We start from the raw sequence: 16536 nt of genomic DNA, 5'->3' as shown, positions 1-16536 counted from the left end.
AATTATATAATTAATAACTATGATAAAAAATAGTCATTATATAATTGTAATCATAAAACATTTAAGGAGGATACTATGAAAAAATGTTTTAAAAAATTATTAATTTTATTCTTAGCTTTAGGAGTTTTAGCTTCTTGTTCTAAAAAGCAAGAAGAAAAAACAAGTGAAAAGCAGACAGAACAAACAGAGAAAAAAGAAGAAAATTCTTCAACTAAAAAAGTAACTAAAAATACTATATTTGTTGATGAAGATTATGTTAAAGAAGTTCTTGATGGGAAAAATGAAGATTCTAAAAAATTTATAATTGCTGAAGTCTCTTGGGGTGAAACAAAAGATAGTCCGGATTATTTACAAAATCATATCAAAGGTGCAATACATATCAATACTGATACAGTAGAAAAAGAACCTGTATGGAATTTAAGAAGCCCTGAAGAACTTGAAAAAAGTTTATTAAATTATGGAATAGATAAAGATACTGTCGTTATTCTTTATGGACAAAATACAGGCTGTGCTAGAGTTGCAACAGCATATCTATATGCAGGAGTTGAAAATGTAAAAATTTTAAATGGTGGTTTAAAAAGCTGGATGAATAAAAATTATCCTGTAGAACAAGAAGAAACTAAACCTACCCCTGTAGCTGATTTTAAAACTAAAATCCCAGCTCATCCTGAATATATTACTTCAATAGAAGCTGTTAAAGAAAAACTTGGAAAGGACAATAACTTCCAATTAATTTCAATTAGAAGTGAAAACGAATGGTTGGGAAAAGAAAGTGGTTATACTTATATACCTAGAGCAGGAGAACCAAAAGGAGCCTTATGGGGAAAAGCAGGACATGATAAACAATCAATGGATGCATATACTGATAAAGACGGAAAATATAAAGATTTTTCTGAAATAAAGAAAATGTGGGAAGAACAAGGAATTTCAACGGACAAACAATTGGCTTTCTACTGTGGAACCGGTTGGAGAGGCTCTGTTGCATTCTTGCTTGCTCATGAAAATGGATTAAACGCTAGTCTATATGATGGCGGCTGGAATCAATGGCAAATGGATGATGAACTTCCTGTTCAAATTGGAGATCCTAAATCAAAAGATGTAGAATATAAAAAAGTTGGAGACTTACCAAAAGATAAAGCAAGTAAAGACCCTTCTTGCAAAGATTAATACTAAACTAAAAACAAAGGAGCTTTTTAAAAGCTCCTTTAACATTTCTCTAATTTATTTATCTGTAAATTTTTTAAAAGTTAATATAGTCTAAACAATTTCATACCCCATTCATCAATTCCATTTTCTACAAATCCTATTTTTTTCCAAAATCTAATTGAATTTTCTTTCATTGAATTTAAAACATAGTGCTTTGCCCCAAGTGGCTTTGTATATTTTTCTAATTTCTTAAAACATTCCAAACCTTTAGATTTATTTCTAAAGTCAGGATATATCCAAAAATCAAGTATAAAACATTCTCCAAAATATTTTCCATCTTTGTTGTTATAAATTGTAAATTGAACCGCTCCTATTTCTATATCATTTTCAAAAAAATAAGCAAAATAATGTCTATCCTTATCAACAATCATACGATTTTCTAAAAAATCTCTATACTCACTACTTAAAAAATATTCTATATCTTCCTTATCTGTAATTATTTCATCTTCAATTAAATACTTAATATGTTTCTCCCAAAACAAATTAATATCCTTAGCCGAAATTTCTTTTATATATATCATATCTCTCCTACTAAATTCAATCTAATACCGACTTATCAAAGAAATACTCACTTCCATCATCAGTCCTTTTTAAAAGTTTAAAATCAACCATAGATCTTCTCAAATAACAATAATCTACATAATATTTCTTTAAAATTTCATTAATTTCTTTTTCTTTATATTTTCTCTCATCAAAACAAATAGAAGCTAAATAAACAAAAAGTTCATATTTATCTTGCTGTTTTTTTGGCATATTTAAAATCTTACCGTCTTTTATCCATTTATCTTTATTAAATTCCATAAATTTTCTCCAAAACAATTTATTAATTACTATAAATCTTACATTTTAGAAATATTGGCAACTAACTGTTCCAAATATAAAAACAAAAACAGGAAAATTTTCAATTTATCACTCCTGTTGCTACTTGTTAAGGACTTTTAATCAAAATTATCGTTTTTCATTCAATTTTCTCCGCAACTCCCTAAGCATTATTCTTGTAAGTTTATCTTGCATTGTTTCAATTACATTTTTGTTGAAGTATCCGCTATTTGCTTTTACTTCCTCTTGGTAATATCCTATTTGATTTTTTTACTTCGACAAACTGAGATTTGTTTAATGCTTATTAAAAGAACTCATTAATTCTCCAAAGTACTCCACTTTTCCAGAAGAAAAATAGTTGTACCATGCTTCGATAGTTTCATGAGAGTATAGTTCTAAGTTTTCAAATATATATTTTGCCCAAAGCAAAGAACCTGCTGAACTTGCAGTAATGAGATTTTTGTCCATCACTGCGAGTGTATCTTTATAATATTTCTCGCCTTGATATTTAATACTTTCTTTCAAAAAGAACGAAGCATTACTTGTACGATAGTATGAATTTAAAATTCCTTTATTTGCCAACCCTAATGTAGCTCCACAAATGGCAGCTACCAATATATTCTTTTTAAGAAATGAATTAGCGATCTCAAGTATCGGTTGATTTGACTTTTCCTGCCAAGTATCTCCTCCAATCAATAATAATGCTCCCGCCTGTGTTTCATCAATTTCCTCTAAAGTAATATCTGGAACAACAGTAATTCCACCAGCAGTTTTAATTGCTCTCGTAGATACTGAAACAGTTTGTAATTCATATTTTAACTCTCCTGCCATTTTTTGTAAGGTCAAGCCTTGTAAGAAATATCCATTCTCCCAATCTGCCATTGTATCTAATACATACATATATATTTTTTTCATAATACCTCCTCTAATTTTAAATTTGCAAATTCTAATTTGTCAATTTCTCGTCCATCTCATTATATCACTTTTTCCACATTTAGTCATTTATTCAAGCTAAAAATTCATTTTTCTAACTATATTTTTTTAATTTATGATAAAATAGTACAAGATTTTTAAGGCTTTTTCTCTTTTACCTTATTTTATCCTTAAATAGTTCATCATTTTGACTTATTTTCCTTCAAGTTGCTAATTTTGGTCTAGATGACTTTCTTATAAAACATCAAAAAACAGAAAATTTATTTCTAAAATTTTATATAAAATTATGTGAAAAAAATTGAAGACTAATCCTCAATCCTTTACCTCTCTTTTACAAATTTTATTATAAAAAATCCATTATATTTTTGTTTTTCTGGTAACAATTTTATAAAATTTTCTGATTTACCCAAAAATTCTACTTCTTCCATTTTACTAAGAGAACTTTTGTAATTATTATTTAATAGTTTTATTTCGACAAACTGAAATTTAGATTTTAACCCTTACGGAAAATAAAACGGGCTATTCTCCTGAAGTATGTTCTATAACATTATAGTTTAATGCAAAGTGTAGCTATATAGTCATTTCCATATCGTGATAATCTATTTCTTTTATCACATGATTCATAAAAATCTATCATAGCGAGACCGTTTTTAAGTTGTCCTCTAATCTGAGTTTCTAAGGTATGGCTAAATTCATATCCATATTCTGGATTTATGGTTATCTTGCCTTCCTCTTCAAGCTCTTTTGAATTAAAAGGTATTGAAAACTTTAAAAGTAATTCCTCATCGGGTTTGTCCCATACAATGTCAGCATCATACATGTATATCCAAGGATTCATAAATCCAACCATTAACAATCCACCCTTTTTTAATACTCGAGAGGCTTCTTTATACATATTTTCTAAATCTTCTATATATACATTTGAAACTGGATTAAAAATAATATCAAAAGTTTCATTTTCAAATGGAAATGGTTTTGTCATATCGCCTTGAACTGTATTGATTTTTAAGCCTTCTCTTTTAGCAACCATATCATCTCTTTGTAATTGTGATTTAGAAAAATCCATTATAGTTACATCATAACCTTTTATAGCAAAAACTGATCCCTGCTGTCCACCACCACAAGCTAAACCTAATATCTTTTTTCCGTTTGCTTTTTCAAACCATTCTTTTGGAACTTTTTTCCCAACAGTTAATGCAACAGAAATTGGATTATTTCTAACTTCTTCTAATTCTTCATGTGTCAATGGCTCAGTATAGTCATTTTTTACATTATTCCATCTATCTTCATTTAATTTTATATAATTGTTCATCTTATAATCTCCTCGTAATTTTATATTATTTTGATTTAAGTTGAATATGTAGCCATTACATTTTTCACCTCTACAAATTCTAAATTGTCAATTTCTCGTCCATCTCATTATATCACCTTTTCCACATTTTGTCTTTTACTCAAGCTAAATATTCATTTTTCTAACTATTTTTTTTAATCCACTATAAAATAGTACAAGATTTTTAAGATTTTTTTCTCTTTTGACTTATTTTATCCTAAAATAGTTTATCATCTTGACTCATTTTTTCTCTTTGCTGATTTTGATCAAGACAATTTTCTTATAAAAAAAGATTGAAGACTAGTCCTCAATCCCTTAATTCTCTTTAATAAATTTTATTATAAAAAATCCATTATGTTTATATTTTTCAGGTAATAATTTTATAAATTTTTCTGATTTGCCAAAAAATTCAATATCTTTTATTTTTAAATTTTTATGTTTTTCTAAAAAGTATTTGACATTTTCTTCATTTTCACATTTCAAAACAGAGCAAGTGCTGTAAACTATCTCTCCTTTATCTTTTAGATATTTTACTGCATTGTCAAAAATTTTTCTCTGCAATTTAATTATTTCATCAATAGTTTCTTGACTTCTGAATAATTTTATTTCAGGTTTTCTATCCATAACTCCAATTCCTGAACAAATTACATCACAGAGTATATAGTCAAATTGTTCTTTATATTCCTCTTTGTAAATTGAAGCGTCAAAATTTAGTAATTTTACATTTTTTATATTAAGTCTTTTACAATTTTCTTCTATCTTTTTTAATTTACTCTTTACAATATCGTTCGCAAAGATTTCTCCACTATTTTTCATCTGAAAAGCTAGATGACAAGTTTTTCCACCCGGTGCAGAACAGATATCTAAAACTTTTGAATTTTCTTTTGGAGCTAAAATTTCTCCCGTTAGAATACTTCCAACATCTTGAACCGTAAAATCTCCTCTTTTAAAACTTTCAGTTTCCAATATATTAGTAGGATTTTCTACAAAATAAGTAAGTTTTGAAATTTCAGATTTTTTAAGCTTATATCCGTCTTTTACCAAATCCTTAAAAACTTTTTGTTCCGTCTTTTCAAAAGATGAAATTCTTATTGCAAAATGAGGTTTGGACATAGAATTTTCGAGAATTTTTATAGTTTCTTCCCTGCCATAATCGGAAAGTAAAATTTTTACAATATCAATATTAGCAGAATATTTTATAGAGATAGCTTCCTCTACATTGTCAGCTTCAATCTTTACAAAGTCTTCTTTATTTCTCAAAAAATTTCTTAAAGATCCATTAACAAAAGAGGAAAATTTTTTAAGTTTAAAAACTTTTGTAAGATTAACAGCCTCATTTATTATTGCAAATTCAGGAATTTTATCCATAAAAATAATCTGATAAATAGAAACTCTTAAAATATTTAAAATATACGGATTGAACTTCTTAATTCTTAATTTACAGAGCTTTTTGATTATATAATCAAGATAAATTCTATTTTCCAAAGTTCCATATACAATTTCTCTTAAAAATTTACTATCTAAATCAGAAATGTTTTTTGTATTTTTATTTAATAAATTTGTTGAATTTGAATTTTCATCTTTGATTTCACAAAGAATTTCAACTGCAAGTTTTCTCATTATTTTAAAATTTCTCCAACTTTTATAGAATTGCCACAAAGATAGTCTTTAACTAAAACTCTCTTTTTACCAGAAAATTGAATTTCTAAAAGTTTTATACTTCCGTCTAAAGTTTTAACAAAAATTGCATCATCTGAAACTTTAAAAATTGTTCCGACATTTTCATTCGGATTTTCTTTTGAAATTTCAGCTCTATGAACTTTTATATTTTCTCCCAAATATTCACAAAATGTACTTGGCCAATTATAAAAACCTCTTACTTTGTTGAAAATATTTCTTGAAGTATCATTAAAATTAAGTTTTCCCATTTCCTTTTTAATCATTGGAGCATAGGAAAAAATATCTCCCTGTTTAACTCTATTTTCATATTTATTTTCAAAGTCATTGATAGTTTTAACAATCAATTTTGAACCCATTTTTGAAAGTCTTTCATAAAGAGTTTCAGCATTATCCGACTCTAAAATTTCTGTTTCTTCAATATCCAAAACATCTCCCGTATCAAGCCCAACATCTATTGACATAATGCTTACACCCGTTTTTTCTAGTCCATTTACAATAGCCCAATTTATTGGCGCAGAACCTCTAAGTTCCGGTAAAATAGAAGCATGAATATTTAAAATTCTACCTTTCATAAAGTCGATTAACCTTTTGTTAATTATCTGTCCAAATGCTACCACGACAATAAAATCAGGATTTATTTTTTTTACAATTTCAAAAAATTCATCACTCTTTACACTATCAGGAGTTACAACTTCAAGTCCAAGATCCAATGATCTTTGCTTTACGGGAGTTGGTAATAATTTTTTTCTGTTTCTAAGTTTGTCTTTTTGAGAAACAACTAAAGAAACTTCAAAATTTTCATTCAAAGTTTCTAAAGGTGGAACTGCAAACTCAGGAGTTCCCATAAAAATTATTTTTTTCATTATTCTTCCTCACCATAATACAATTTTTCATACATTTCAGCTTCTTCTCCCTCCAAAGCTAAATCTGTAAATAAAATTCCATTTAAGTGATCTATTTCATGACATACACAAACAGCCAAAAGACCTGTTGCGTCTATAATTTGTTCGTTTCCATCAATATCTGTATATTTGAATTTTACTTTTTCAGGTCTTTTTACAAAACCTCTCACATCTGGAATTGAAAGACATCCTTCTGGTCCAACTTGTTCTCCGGAACTTTCTAAAATTTCAGGATTTACCATTTTAAGTAATCCGTGTTCATCTCCGACATCTATTGTTACAAGTCTTTTTAAAATTCCTATTTGAGGACACGCAAGTCCAACTCCGTCTGAATTATACATTGTTTCTGCCATATCTTCAAGCAGATCTTTTATTTTATCATCAATAACTTCAACTTTCCTTGCCTTTTTTCTAAGAACAGGATCGCCGTCAATTCTAACATTTCTTAATGCCATTTTTCCTCCTTAATTTATCGTCAAAATTAATTTTCCATTTTTTTCAGTATTAAATGAATACTTTTTATTAAAAATTAATTCTGTCAAAAATTGTCTAAAGACATCATAGTCTTCTAAAACTTTTATAGTTAAATTATATCTATACACCATATTTACCCATTTTATAGCATCTGGATTAGGCCCTAGAATAATTATATTTTTTAAATTTATTTCTTTTTTAAATTTTTCAAAAATTAAATCTCTTATCTTCTTTAATTCTTCCATACAATTTTCAACACTTTTACTTCTAAATTGAAAATTCACGATATGAGCCTTTGGCGGATATAGAAAACTTCTTCTAAAATTTATTTCCTCTTTAAAAAACTCTTCATAATTATGATCCGAAGAATTAACAATGCTGTAATGACTTGGTTTATATGTTTGAATTATTACTTTTCCTTCTTTATCTCCACGACCGGAACGACCTGCAACCTGTGTCAAAAGTTGAAAAGTCTTTTCAGCAGATCTAAAAGATGGAATATTCAAACTTATATCGGCAAGTACAACTCCTACCAAAGTTACACTTGGAAAGTCGAGTCCTTTTGAAATCATCTGGGTACCGATTAAAATGTCAATTTCTTTATTTTTCATCTTTCGATAAACTTCTTCATAGACTCCTTTTTCTTTTGAAGTATCTGCATCTATTCTACAAACTTTAGCATCTTTAAAAGCATTTTTGATATATTCTTCCAATGCTTCAGTTCCAAAACCAAATTCTTTTATGGATTGTTTAAAACAATTTGGACATATTTTAGGTTTTGGTTTAGTTCTTCCGCACATATGACAGATGCAAATATCTTTTCTATTATCTTTATGATAAGTCATAGAAATATCACAATAATCGCATTTTTGAACATAACCGCAACTTCTACAAAAAACAAAAGAGCTTCTTCCACGTTTATTTAAAAATAAAATTACCTGTTCTTTTCTATCCAAAGTTTTTTGAATTTCTTCATACAAACTATTACTTAAAATACTCTTATTTCCAAGCAACAATTCTTCACGCATATCTACAATTTCAACTTCAGGTAAAGAATTTTTTGTAGCTCTGTTTTTTAATTCTAAAAGTTTAATGTCATTACTACTTGTTCTTGCATAGATATTTACAGACGGAGTCGCGGATCCTAAGACAAGTTTTGCTCCTGACAATCCGACTAAATATTCTGCCACTTCGTGAGTATAATATTTTGGATTTTGGTCACTAATATAACTAGATTCATGCTCTTCATCAATTATTACAAGTCCCAAGTTTTTTATAGGAGAAAAAATTGCAGATCTAGCTCCAACCACAATTTTTATATCCTTGTCTTGAATTTGTTTCCATTGATTTAATTTTTCAATCATTGTAAGTCTGGAATGAATAATTGCAATATCATTTCCAAAACGTCCTGAAAATCTTTCTATGGTCTGTGGTGTAAGACTAATTTCAGGAACTAAAATTATACTGCTTTTTCCCTGTTCTAACATATTTTCAACGAGTTGAAGATAAATCTCAGTCTTTCCGCTTCCTGTTATTCCGTGAATTAAAAATTTATCATTTTTAGAATTTAAAATACTATCTAAAACTTCCTGTTGTTCTTTATTTAGCTTTAATTTTTCATAATTCTTTATTCCTTCAACAGAATTTTTATAAATTTTATTTTCAGTTAAAAAAAGTGCTTCCATTGAAATTAAAGAATCTATTACAGTTTTTGTAAAGTTATTTTCTCTTAATTCTTTAACACTTACAAAGTCTTTTCCCTTTAAAAAATTTAAAAGTTCTAATTGTTTTACTGCATTTTTACGAATTTTTGAAAAATCAAAGTCTTCGTTAAGTTTAACAAATTTTTCTAAAAATTTATTTTCCGAGTTGTTATATTTGTATTTTTTTACTAAAATTTTATTTTCAATTAGATAATTTACCTTTTTATCATCATTATAAAATTCTCGAATTTCTAAAATGTTTCTTCTCTTTGAAAAAAATTCAGTTTCAACAGTTGAAAATTCATTGTATTTTTCTTTATTTAAAACAAAAAATTCTTCAATTTTACTCCAATCTCCGGGAGGCAAAACACAATTTAGACAATAAGAAAGATTTGTAATGTATTTTTCACTCATAAACTTTGCAAGTTTAATCTGTGTTTTACTTACAATTTCCTTTTCATCTATAACCATGTTAATTTCTTTGAACTTTATATCTGTTTCAACATCTTTTTCATCTAAAATATTTATAACAAGTCCAACTGTTCCCTTATTACCTTTACCAAAAGGAACAATTACTCTCTTACCTACTGAAATTTCTTCTTCAATATTTTTAGGAATTTTATAAGTAAAAATATTTTCAGCTCTTGATAGTAAAAAAGACTTAACAACAACTTCTGCTAACATATTTTCTCCAAAATAGCATCTAAAATTTTATCTGCAATTTCTCTTTTAGTTAAAACTTCCGTTTCAATTTCACTATCTTTCGTAATTATAGTAACCTTATTAAAATCAGAGCCAAAGCCCCTATCTTTTAATGAAACATCATTTGCAACTATCATATCCAAATTTTTATTGTTCATCTTTGAAATTGCATAATCTCTAACTGCATTTGTTTCAGCTGCAAAGCCTACAACAAATTGTGATTTTTTATACTCTGAAATACTTTTTAAAATATCAATATTATTTTCAATTTCAATATTTTCAAAATTTTCTGTCTTTTTGATTTTAAAATCTTTTTTGTTTTTAACCTTAAAATCAACAGGTGCAGCGGGCATAATTAAAATATCTGCTTCGTTAAAATTTTCTTTTATTGAGTTATACATATCTTCATTAGTTTTTACATCAATGTATTCAATTCCAAATTTTCTGTAATCACTATTAACTTTTCCGCACACTACTTTTACATCAGCTCCACGTCTTTTAGCACATAGTGCCAATTCATTTCCCATTTTTCCACTACTATAATTTGAAATGTATCTAACCGGATCAATGTCTTCAATTGTTGCACCATTTCCTATTAATACCTTTTTTCCAAGCAAATCTTTTTTCACAAAATAGCTCTCAATTTCCTCGAAAATTCTTTCTGTTGTAGGAAATTTTCCTTTTCCATAATCACCACAAGCAAGACGACCATAATCTGGACTTACAACTATATGTCTTTCTTTTAAAGTTTCAATATTTTTTTGAGTTACTGGATTTTCATACATATTAACATTCATAGCTGGAACTAAAATCATCTTTTTAGTATGTGCAAGTACAATATTTGTAATTAAATTATCAGCAATTCCATAAGCAATTTTAGCCATAGTATTTGCAGTAAGTGGCGCAATAATAATACAATCTGCATTTTTTGCAAGTTTTATATGCTTAACTTCACTATCCATATCTCTTTCAAAAACATCGCTATAAACCTTATTTTGACTTATTGTTTCAAAAATCAAAGGATTTATAAGTTTAGTTGCGTTTTCAGTCATAACAACATTAACTTCATATCCTGCCTTAACCAACATACTAACCAAGTCTAAAGACTTGTAAATTGCAATCCCCGAAGTTACTCCAACTAAAATATTTTTTTTCATATTAATCTTCCTTTTCTTTTTTAGTTACCTTTTCAGCTACTATTTCTTGAAGTGCTTGAGTAATTGGTTTTTGTGCATCTGTTTCCATTAAATTTTTAGATCCGTTTACAATTCTTCTAGCTCTTTTACTTGTCATTACAACTAGAGCATATCTACTCTTATCAATTTTTTCTAATTCTTTAAATGATGGATTTATCATCTTTCATTCCTCCTATTTCTTAATCTTTAATCTTTCGGCTTCAATAATCGCCTTCATTTTATCTACACTTTCATCTATAAAATCATTCACTATGGAATAATTATATTCATTTAAAAATTCAACTTCTTTTTTTGCATTATTCATTCTTACATTTATAGTTTCTTCATCTTCCGTTCCACGTTCTACAAGTCTTCTCTTTAATTCTTCAAAATCTGGTGGCAAAACAAAAACTAAAACTGCATCAGGATAATTTTTCTTAACTTGTAGTGCTCCTTGGACGTCAATCTCTAAAATTACTACATCTCCATTATCAATAGAATTTAAAACAAAATCCTTAGGAGTTCCATAATAATTTCCATGAACTCTTGCATACTCTAAAAGTTTTTCATCTGCTATCATCTTTTCAAACTCATCATTTGAAATGAAAAAATAATTTTTTCCATGTTCTTCATTAGGTCTTTTATTTCTACTCGTTGCAGAAATTGAATACTTAATATCTTTATTATCTCTTAATAAAATATCACAAATAGTACCTTTACCAACTCCTGACGGACCTGAAACAACCATCAAAAATCCCTTTTTCATATTACCTCCAAAACTATTCAACATTTTGAATTTGTTCTCTAAGTTTCTCTATAATAACCTTCATTTCAATAACATAAGTTGAAATCGCATAATTATTTGATTTACTTGCTATTGTATTGATTTCTCTATTCATCTCTTGTAATAAGAATTCAATTTTTTTACCGACTTGATTTTCTAGATTTAAAAACTTCTTAAAATTTTGAATATGTGAATGAAGTCTTGTAATTTCTTCGCTTATATCAAGTTTATCAGTATAAAAAATCACTTCAAGATTTAATCTGTTTATTTCACTTTCAGATAATTCATCAGAAAATTCATTTAGTTTTAATTTTAATCTCTCAATTTGATTATTTAAAACATCTTTTTTTCTTTCTTTGATATTCTCTAAATTATTTTCAAAAGCTAAAAGATTGTCTAACAAATCCTTATTCAGATTTTCTCCTTCAACAATTCTCATTGAAACAAGCTCATCAACCGCATTTTCAATGGACTCCAAAACATTCTTTTTCAAATAATCTTCGTCTATTTCAGAAGTTTTAACATCAACTACATTCTCATTTCTAACAATATGCCCTATACTTACAGAACTCTCAATTCCAAGATTTTTAGAAATGCTTTTATAAGCCTCAAAATAAGCAGAAGCTAAATCATAATTGACATCTAAAGCAGAATTACTTTCAGAAAACTTTTGTTTTCCTCTTATAAAAATATCAACCCGTCCTCTTGATAATTTTTTTCTCACAACTTTTTTTATATCTTCTTCACAAAAATTTAAAAAATATGGTAATTTAACTTGAATATCTAAAAATTTATGATTTACAGCTTTCATCTCAAAAGATAAATCATAATTTTCATCAACGAACTCACTTCTACCATAACCGGTCATTGATTTTAACATCTTTTTCTCCTTAAAAATTTATATTATTTTTATATTAATAAATTATAAATCGAGTAAAAATATTTTACAATACTTTATTACGAAAATTTAATAATTTTTCTTTTAGACTATTTTTTTTAAAAAATACTTTACAAAAAAGCTTTATAATCTTATAATAAAGTTATAAATTGCTAATGTTCATATAAAAAGGAGGATACTATGAAATTAATAAAAGAAAAAATTTACTCAATATTTAGTTTTTTAATATTTTTATTATACCTTTTGATTTTAGAACTATCAGCTGGATCTTATCCTTCTGATGAACCATATATGCATAGTTTAACAATATTTAAAAATATTCCATTAAGTATTTCTCTAATTTTTATATTTATATTTGTTTTATTATTGGTAACAAAAAATACAAAATATCTTTTAACTATAAATGTTGGTATAATTTTATTTTTTATATTAAGAATTTATAACTTTTATAGATTTTATAGAAGATTATTTGACGATGGAATAACTATGATTTTATTTTTCCTTGCTATTCTTTCAATAATTACAATTTTTATATCAATTTCAAGAATTTTAAAAAAGTCTAATTGATTTTTCCTTTTTTGAATTTGACATGATATAAAAATATGGGTATACTATATTTAGTAATATGGGGATGAACTGGCTTCGACGGGGAAGTTGCAGTATCATAAGCGAATTGTTGTATCCAATCAACATAAAAAGTGGTAAATTAAATATAAACGCAGAAAATAATAATTTTGCATTAGCTGCCTAGTCAGCTATTTGGAGTCTATTCTTTTCCCACAAAAGTCTAAACTCTATCATTAAATTCGTGGGCAACCTTTACAAAAGTTCTTAGATTTGTAATTGTATTTATAAGATACTTTTAACTGATTTTGTTAGTTTATAGGTTATTGGAAAATTTAAAATTGACTGTATTCGGAGAAAGTGATATGAATGCTTTTTCGGACGTGGGTTCGACACCCACCATCTCCACCAAATCAAAAAACTCTTGTATAATAAGTTTATAAAATGACTTATATACAAGAGTTTTTTAGTTTTATGTAGAATCTCCCCTATTCATCAATCGATTTTTATTGACATTTATAAATTCTAAATGTATAATTATTTTAAACAATGTAATTTTATATGTAAAGTAATACTATTATATATAAATTTTACTATTTATATTTAAAGTATTTATTATAAATATTTATTTTTAGGAGGAAATAAAATGAAGAAAAGTAAAACTCGCTTTTTGGCACTATTGCTGGCTTCTTTAATTTTTGTAAGTTGTTCTTCTAAAGAAAAAAGCAACCAACAAAAAATGGAGCAACAAGCCAAACTAGAAAAAGAGCAAAAAGAATCAGAGAAAAAAGAGCAAAAGTTAAAAGAGGAAGAAGAAAAACGTAAAGAAGAAAAACGTAAAGAAGAAGAAAATAAAAAGCTAGAGGAAGAGAAACTCAAGGAAGAAGAAAGGCAAAAACAGGAAGAACAAAAGAAAAAAGATGAAGAAGCTTATGAACAAGAAAGAAAAGCTAATGAGAAAAACAGTTCGTCAAATTATAATAATGAATCAATAGAAATTCACGCAAATAGAAAATCTAAAATTTACCATATGCCAGGTCAAGCACATTATAACAGAATTTCAAGCAAAAATTTAGTTATATTTCATAGCGAACAAGAAGCTATTAATGCAGGATATAGAAAAGCAAAAAAATAAAATTAAAATACTTAAAAAATATATTTAAGGAGATTTTATTATGAAAAAAATTGTTATTATGCTATTAATAAGTATTATGTTAGTTAGTTGTTCTGGTAAAAATAATGAAGAAAATAAAGTTGTTAAACAGTTCCAAGAGCAAAAAGATTCTTTGGAAAAGAAAAACATTGAGTTACAAGAAAAAATTAATTCTCTGGAAAAGGAAAATAAAGAATTAAAAGAAAAAGTAAAAAATTCAGAAAATAAAACTCTTACAAGTGAATCTGTTGCAAAGATTAATAAATATTTGCAAGAATTCAATAATTCTAATAAACATTTTGCCAAGACTACATTTGATGAAAAGAATAATACAGTTAATATTGAATTAGTTGAACAAGCTGCTTCAGATGTATCAGGATTGATTGACTATAATGATAAAGGTATGATGACTAAACCAATGCTTGAAGGTTGGCAAAATGAAATTGTTGATACAGCTTTATTAATATCAAAAAATCTTGATAAAAGTATAACAGTAAAAATTTTACAACCAACAGATAAAACCAAAACTATAGTTGAAGTAAAAGCTGGAAAAGTAATTAAAGATATAATGAAATAATTTAATTAAAATCATATTATATTATAAAAGAATAATTCCCAAACAAACATTGGAGCCTACGCTCCTTTTTTGTTTGATTTGTTTCTATTTTTCATCAAAATTGTAAAATAGATTTTTCAACTTAATCTGTAAAAACTCAATTCAGATAAAATTATTAATAATTTTAGAATTATTAGTTTTGACATTTTTTAAAAATATATTTTAATTATTATGTCATAAAATATAATTAAATTTTTCTTTAATTTTCTCACAATAAGGTAATAAATCCATAAGTAAATTTAATTGACCTTTTAGCAAATATTTGTTAAAATTGTACTTGACGATATTTAAAAAAGGAGGATAATATGATTTATACAGGATTACTTTTTGGTTTTCTTTTTGGCTTTTTATTAAAGAGATCTAGATTTTGTCCAACAGGAACTATTCGTGATATTTATCTTGAAAAGAGATATTATAACCTAGTTTTACTCTTAGCAATTATTTTTACTAATGCTTTGATTTATCATATATTACGTTATTTTAATCTTGTTCCTATGACTTTTTTCGTTGATTTCCCAGTAATAGCAATTGCATTTGGTAGCTTCATATTTGGTTTTGGTGCGATTATGTGCAATGGATGTTTAACAAGCACTCTAATAAAAAGCGGTGATGGTAGAATTATAGGATTAATTTCTCTTGTAACCTTCACAATAACATCATATATTGCTGTAAAAGGACCTTTAAAGCCAATTTCGAAGTATTTTGAATCAGGAAAATTGACTTTGCCGGATAACTTTTTAGAAAAGTTGCCTTTTTCACCAATTATATTATGTGCAATTATAGTTTTAGTATTATACTTCCTAATGTTCAGACATTATAAATCACATAAATTAAAATTTAAGTTACATAGTAGATATACAGGTCTTCGCCATGTATTTTGTGAAAAAATGTGGTCAAAAGAACTTACTGTTATTCTAATAGGACTTTTAATGGGATTGACTTTCTATTTTAGTAGCCTTACAGGACGTGTTGGTAGTTTTGGAATTTCAACTCCAATTTTAACTTGGGCAGATAAAATTTGTCCAATTGAAACTGCAGGCATAGGATGAGGTGTCGATGGCCAAGGTCTTGGCTGGGGAAGTATGTTTGTTTTAGGAATTATACTCGGCTCTTTCTTTACATCTTTTATTAGTAAAGAATTTTCAATCATTATGCCTAATAAAAAAACAATAATATATACAATCATAGGTAGTGCATTGATGGCACTTGGAGCTATTTGGGGACAAGGTTGTATCATTTCAAACGGATTTGTTTTCACCGCTCAATTATCTATGAAAGGTTGGTTTGCATTTGTATTCTTAATGCTAGGAATTTGGATAAGTGCAAGAATATTTTTAGTTAGTAAACAAAGGAGTTAAGATGGACGTAATAAAAGTAAATACACATGGACTTGATTGACCTCTTCCACTTATAGAGCTTAAAAAAGCTTTGGGTGATGCTCAGGTTGGGCAAATTATTGAATTGGAATTTACATGTCCAGAAGCTGTTGGAACTTTACCTTTATATTGTCAAGAACATAATCACGAAATTTTATCTTTTGATAAACTTGACAGAGAAGGTTGGGTAATAGTTTTAAAGAAATAGAAAAATATAAAAA

General features: G+C 27.0%; 17 protein-coding genes, 1 other RNA gene and 1 pseudogene. 7 read left to right on the top strand and 12 right to left on the bottom strand.

The features are described 5' to 3' along the window. The first annotated feature begins 75 nt into the window (after positions 1 to 75). Positions 76 to 1167 carry a sulfurtransferase gene (locus VJI93_RS01120; RefSeq protein WP_323998867.1) on the top strand — a complete coding sequence of 364 codons (1092 nt, stop codon included), beginning with the start codon at positions 76 to 78 and terminating at the stop codon, positions 1165 to 1167. Positions 1168 to 1247: 80 nt separating this feature from the next. On the opposite strand, the gene VJI93_RS01115 is transcribed toward VJI93_RS01120, so the two are convergent. The 12 genes from VJI93_RS01115 to VJI93_RS01060 form a co-directional block, all read right to left on the bottom strand. Continuing rightward, positions 1248 to 1727: a GNAT family N-acetyltransferase gene (locus VJI93_RS01115; RefSeq protein ID WP_323998868.1), complete on the bottom strand. Its 480-nt coding sequence runs from the start codon at positions 1725 to 1727 to the stop codon at positions 1248 to 1250. Between the two features lie 16 nt (positions 1728 to 1743). Further along, positions 1744 to 2007 (bottom strand): DUF2087 domain-containing protein, encoded by a 264-nt coding sequence (locus VJI93_RS01110; protein WP_323998869.1) that lies wholly within the window; start codon positions 2005 to 2007, stop codon positions 1744 to 1746. Between the two features lie 312 nt (positions 2008 to 2319). Further along, positions 2320 to 2940 (bottom strand): DJ-1/PfpI family protein, encoded by a 621-nt coding sequence (locus VJI93_RS01105; protein WP_323998870.1) that lies wholly within the window; start codon positions 2938 to 2940, stop codon positions 2320 to 2322. A gap of 565 nt (positions 2941 to 3505) precedes the next feature. Next, positions 3506 to 4270, bottom strand: coding sequence for a class I SAM-dependent methyltransferase (locus VJI93_RS01100; protein WP_323998871.1), 765 nt, complete (start codon positions 4268 to 4270; stop codon positions 3506 to 3508). Between the two features lie 333 nt (positions 4271 to 4603). After that, positions 4604 to 5908, bottom strand: coding sequence for a 16S rRNA (cytosine(967)-C(5))-methyltransferase RsmB (rsmB, locus tag VJI93_RS01095; protein WP_323998872.1), 1305 nt, complete (start codon positions 5906 to 5908; stop codon positions 4604 to 4606). Beyond that, positions 5908 to 6831, bottom strand: a complete 924-nt coding sequence (gene fmt, locus VJI93_RS01090; protein WP_323998873.1) for a methionyl-tRNA formyltransferase — start codon at positions 6829 to 6831, stop codon at positions 5908 to 5910. The genes rsmB and fmt overlap by 1 nt, the downstream gene beginning before the upstream one ends. Further along, positions 6831 to 7325 (bottom strand): peptide deformylase, encoded by a 495-nt coding sequence (gene def, locus VJI93_RS01085; RefSeq protein WP_323998874.1) that lies wholly within the window; start codon positions 7323 to 7325, stop codon positions 6831 to 6833. The genes fmt and def overlap by 1 nt, the downstream gene beginning before the upstream one ends. 9 nt (positions 7326 to 7334) lie before the next feature. Further along, a complete protein-coding gene (priA, locus tag VJI93_RS01080; RefSeq protein WP_323998875.1) occupies positions 7335 to 9731 on the bottom strand; it encodes a primosomal protein N' in 2397 nt (798 codons plus the stop codon). After that, on the bottom strand, positions 9725 to 10906 hold the full coding sequence (coaBC, locus tag VJI93_RS01075) for a bifunctional phosphopantothenoylcysteine decarboxylase/phosphopantothenate--cysteine ligase CoaBC (protein ID WP_323998876.1): 1182 nt from the start codon (positions 10904 to 10906) through the stop codon (positions 9725 to 9727). The genes priA and coaBC overlap by 7 nt, the downstream gene beginning before the upstream one ends. A gap of 1 nt (position 10907) precedes the next feature. Next, positions 10908 to 11105 (bottom strand): DNA-directed RNA polymerase subunit omega, encoded by a 198-nt coding sequence (gene rpoZ, locus VJI93_RS01070; RefSeq protein WP_068473103.1) that lies wholly within the window; start codon positions 11103 to 11105, stop codon positions 10908 to 10910. 12 nt (positions 11106 to 11117) lie between these two features. Further along, positions 11118 to 11690: a guanylate kinase gene (gene gmk / locus VJI93_RS01065; protein WP_323998877.1), complete on the bottom strand. Its 573-nt coding sequence runs from the start codon at positions 11688 to 11690 to the stop codon at positions 11118 to 11120. A gap of 13 nt (positions 11691 to 11703) precedes the next feature. Further along, the gene (locus VJI93_RS01060) at positions 11704 to 12588 is read right to left on the bottom strand and encodes a YicC/YloC family endoribonuclease (RefSeq protein WP_323998878.1); all 885 of its coding nucleotides are present in this window, start codon (positions 12586 to 12588) and stop codon (positions 11704 to 11706) included. Positions 12589 to 12786: 198 nt separating this feature from the next. Here VJI93_RS01060 and VJI93_RS01055 point away from each other — a divergent pair, with 198 nt between their 5' ends. The 6 genes and pseudogenes from VJI93_RS01055 to VJI93_RS01030 all read left to right on the top strand — a co-directional run bounded on the left by VJI93_RS01055 (position 12787) and on the right by VJI93_RS01030 (position 16523). Continuing rightward, positions 12787 to 13173, top strand: coding sequence for a hypothetical protein (locus VJI93_RS01055; RefSeq protein ID WP_323998879.1), 387 nt, complete (start codon positions 12787 to 12789; stop codon positions 13171 to 13173). 60 nt (positions 13174 to 13233) lie between these two features. Further along, positions 13234 to 13581, top strand: a transfer-messenger RNA (tmRNA) gene (ssrA, locus tag VJI93_RS01050). Between the two features lie 235 nt (positions 13582 to 13816). Beyond that, positions 13817 to 14305 (top strand): sunset domain-containing protein, encoded by a 489-nt coding sequence (locus VJI93_RS01045; RefSeq protein ID WP_323998880.1) that lies wholly within the window; start codon positions 13817 to 13819, stop codon positions 14303 to 14305. A 40-nt stretch (positions 14306 to 14345) separates the two neighbouring features. Further along, positions 14346 to 14900 carry a hypothetical protein gene (locus tag VJI93_RS01040; RefSeq protein ID WP_323998881.1) on the top strand — a complete coding sequence of 185 codons (555 nt, stop codon included), beginning with the start codon at positions 14346 to 14348 and terminating at the stop codon, positions 14898 to 14900. A gap of 344 nt (positions 14901 to 15244) precedes the next feature. Then, positions 15245 to 16297 (top strand): annotated as a pseudogene (locus tag VJI93_RS01035) (YeeE/YedE family protein). Positions 16298 to 16349: 52 nt separating this feature from the next. Continuing rightward, on the top strand, positions 16350 to 16523 hold the full coding sequence (locus tag VJI93_RS01030) for a sulfurtransferase TusA family protein (RefSeq protein ID WP_081446152.1): 174 nt from the start codon (positions 16350 to 16352) through the stop codon (positions 16521 to 16523). Positions 16524 to 16536: the final 13 nt, after the last annotated feature.

Source organism: Parvimonas sp. M20 (assembly GCF_035282425.1).
GTDB lineage: Bacteria > Bacillota > Clostridia > Tissierellales > Peptoniphilaceae > Parvimonas.
This window is presented reverse-complemented; position numbering and strand designations above follow the sequence as displayed.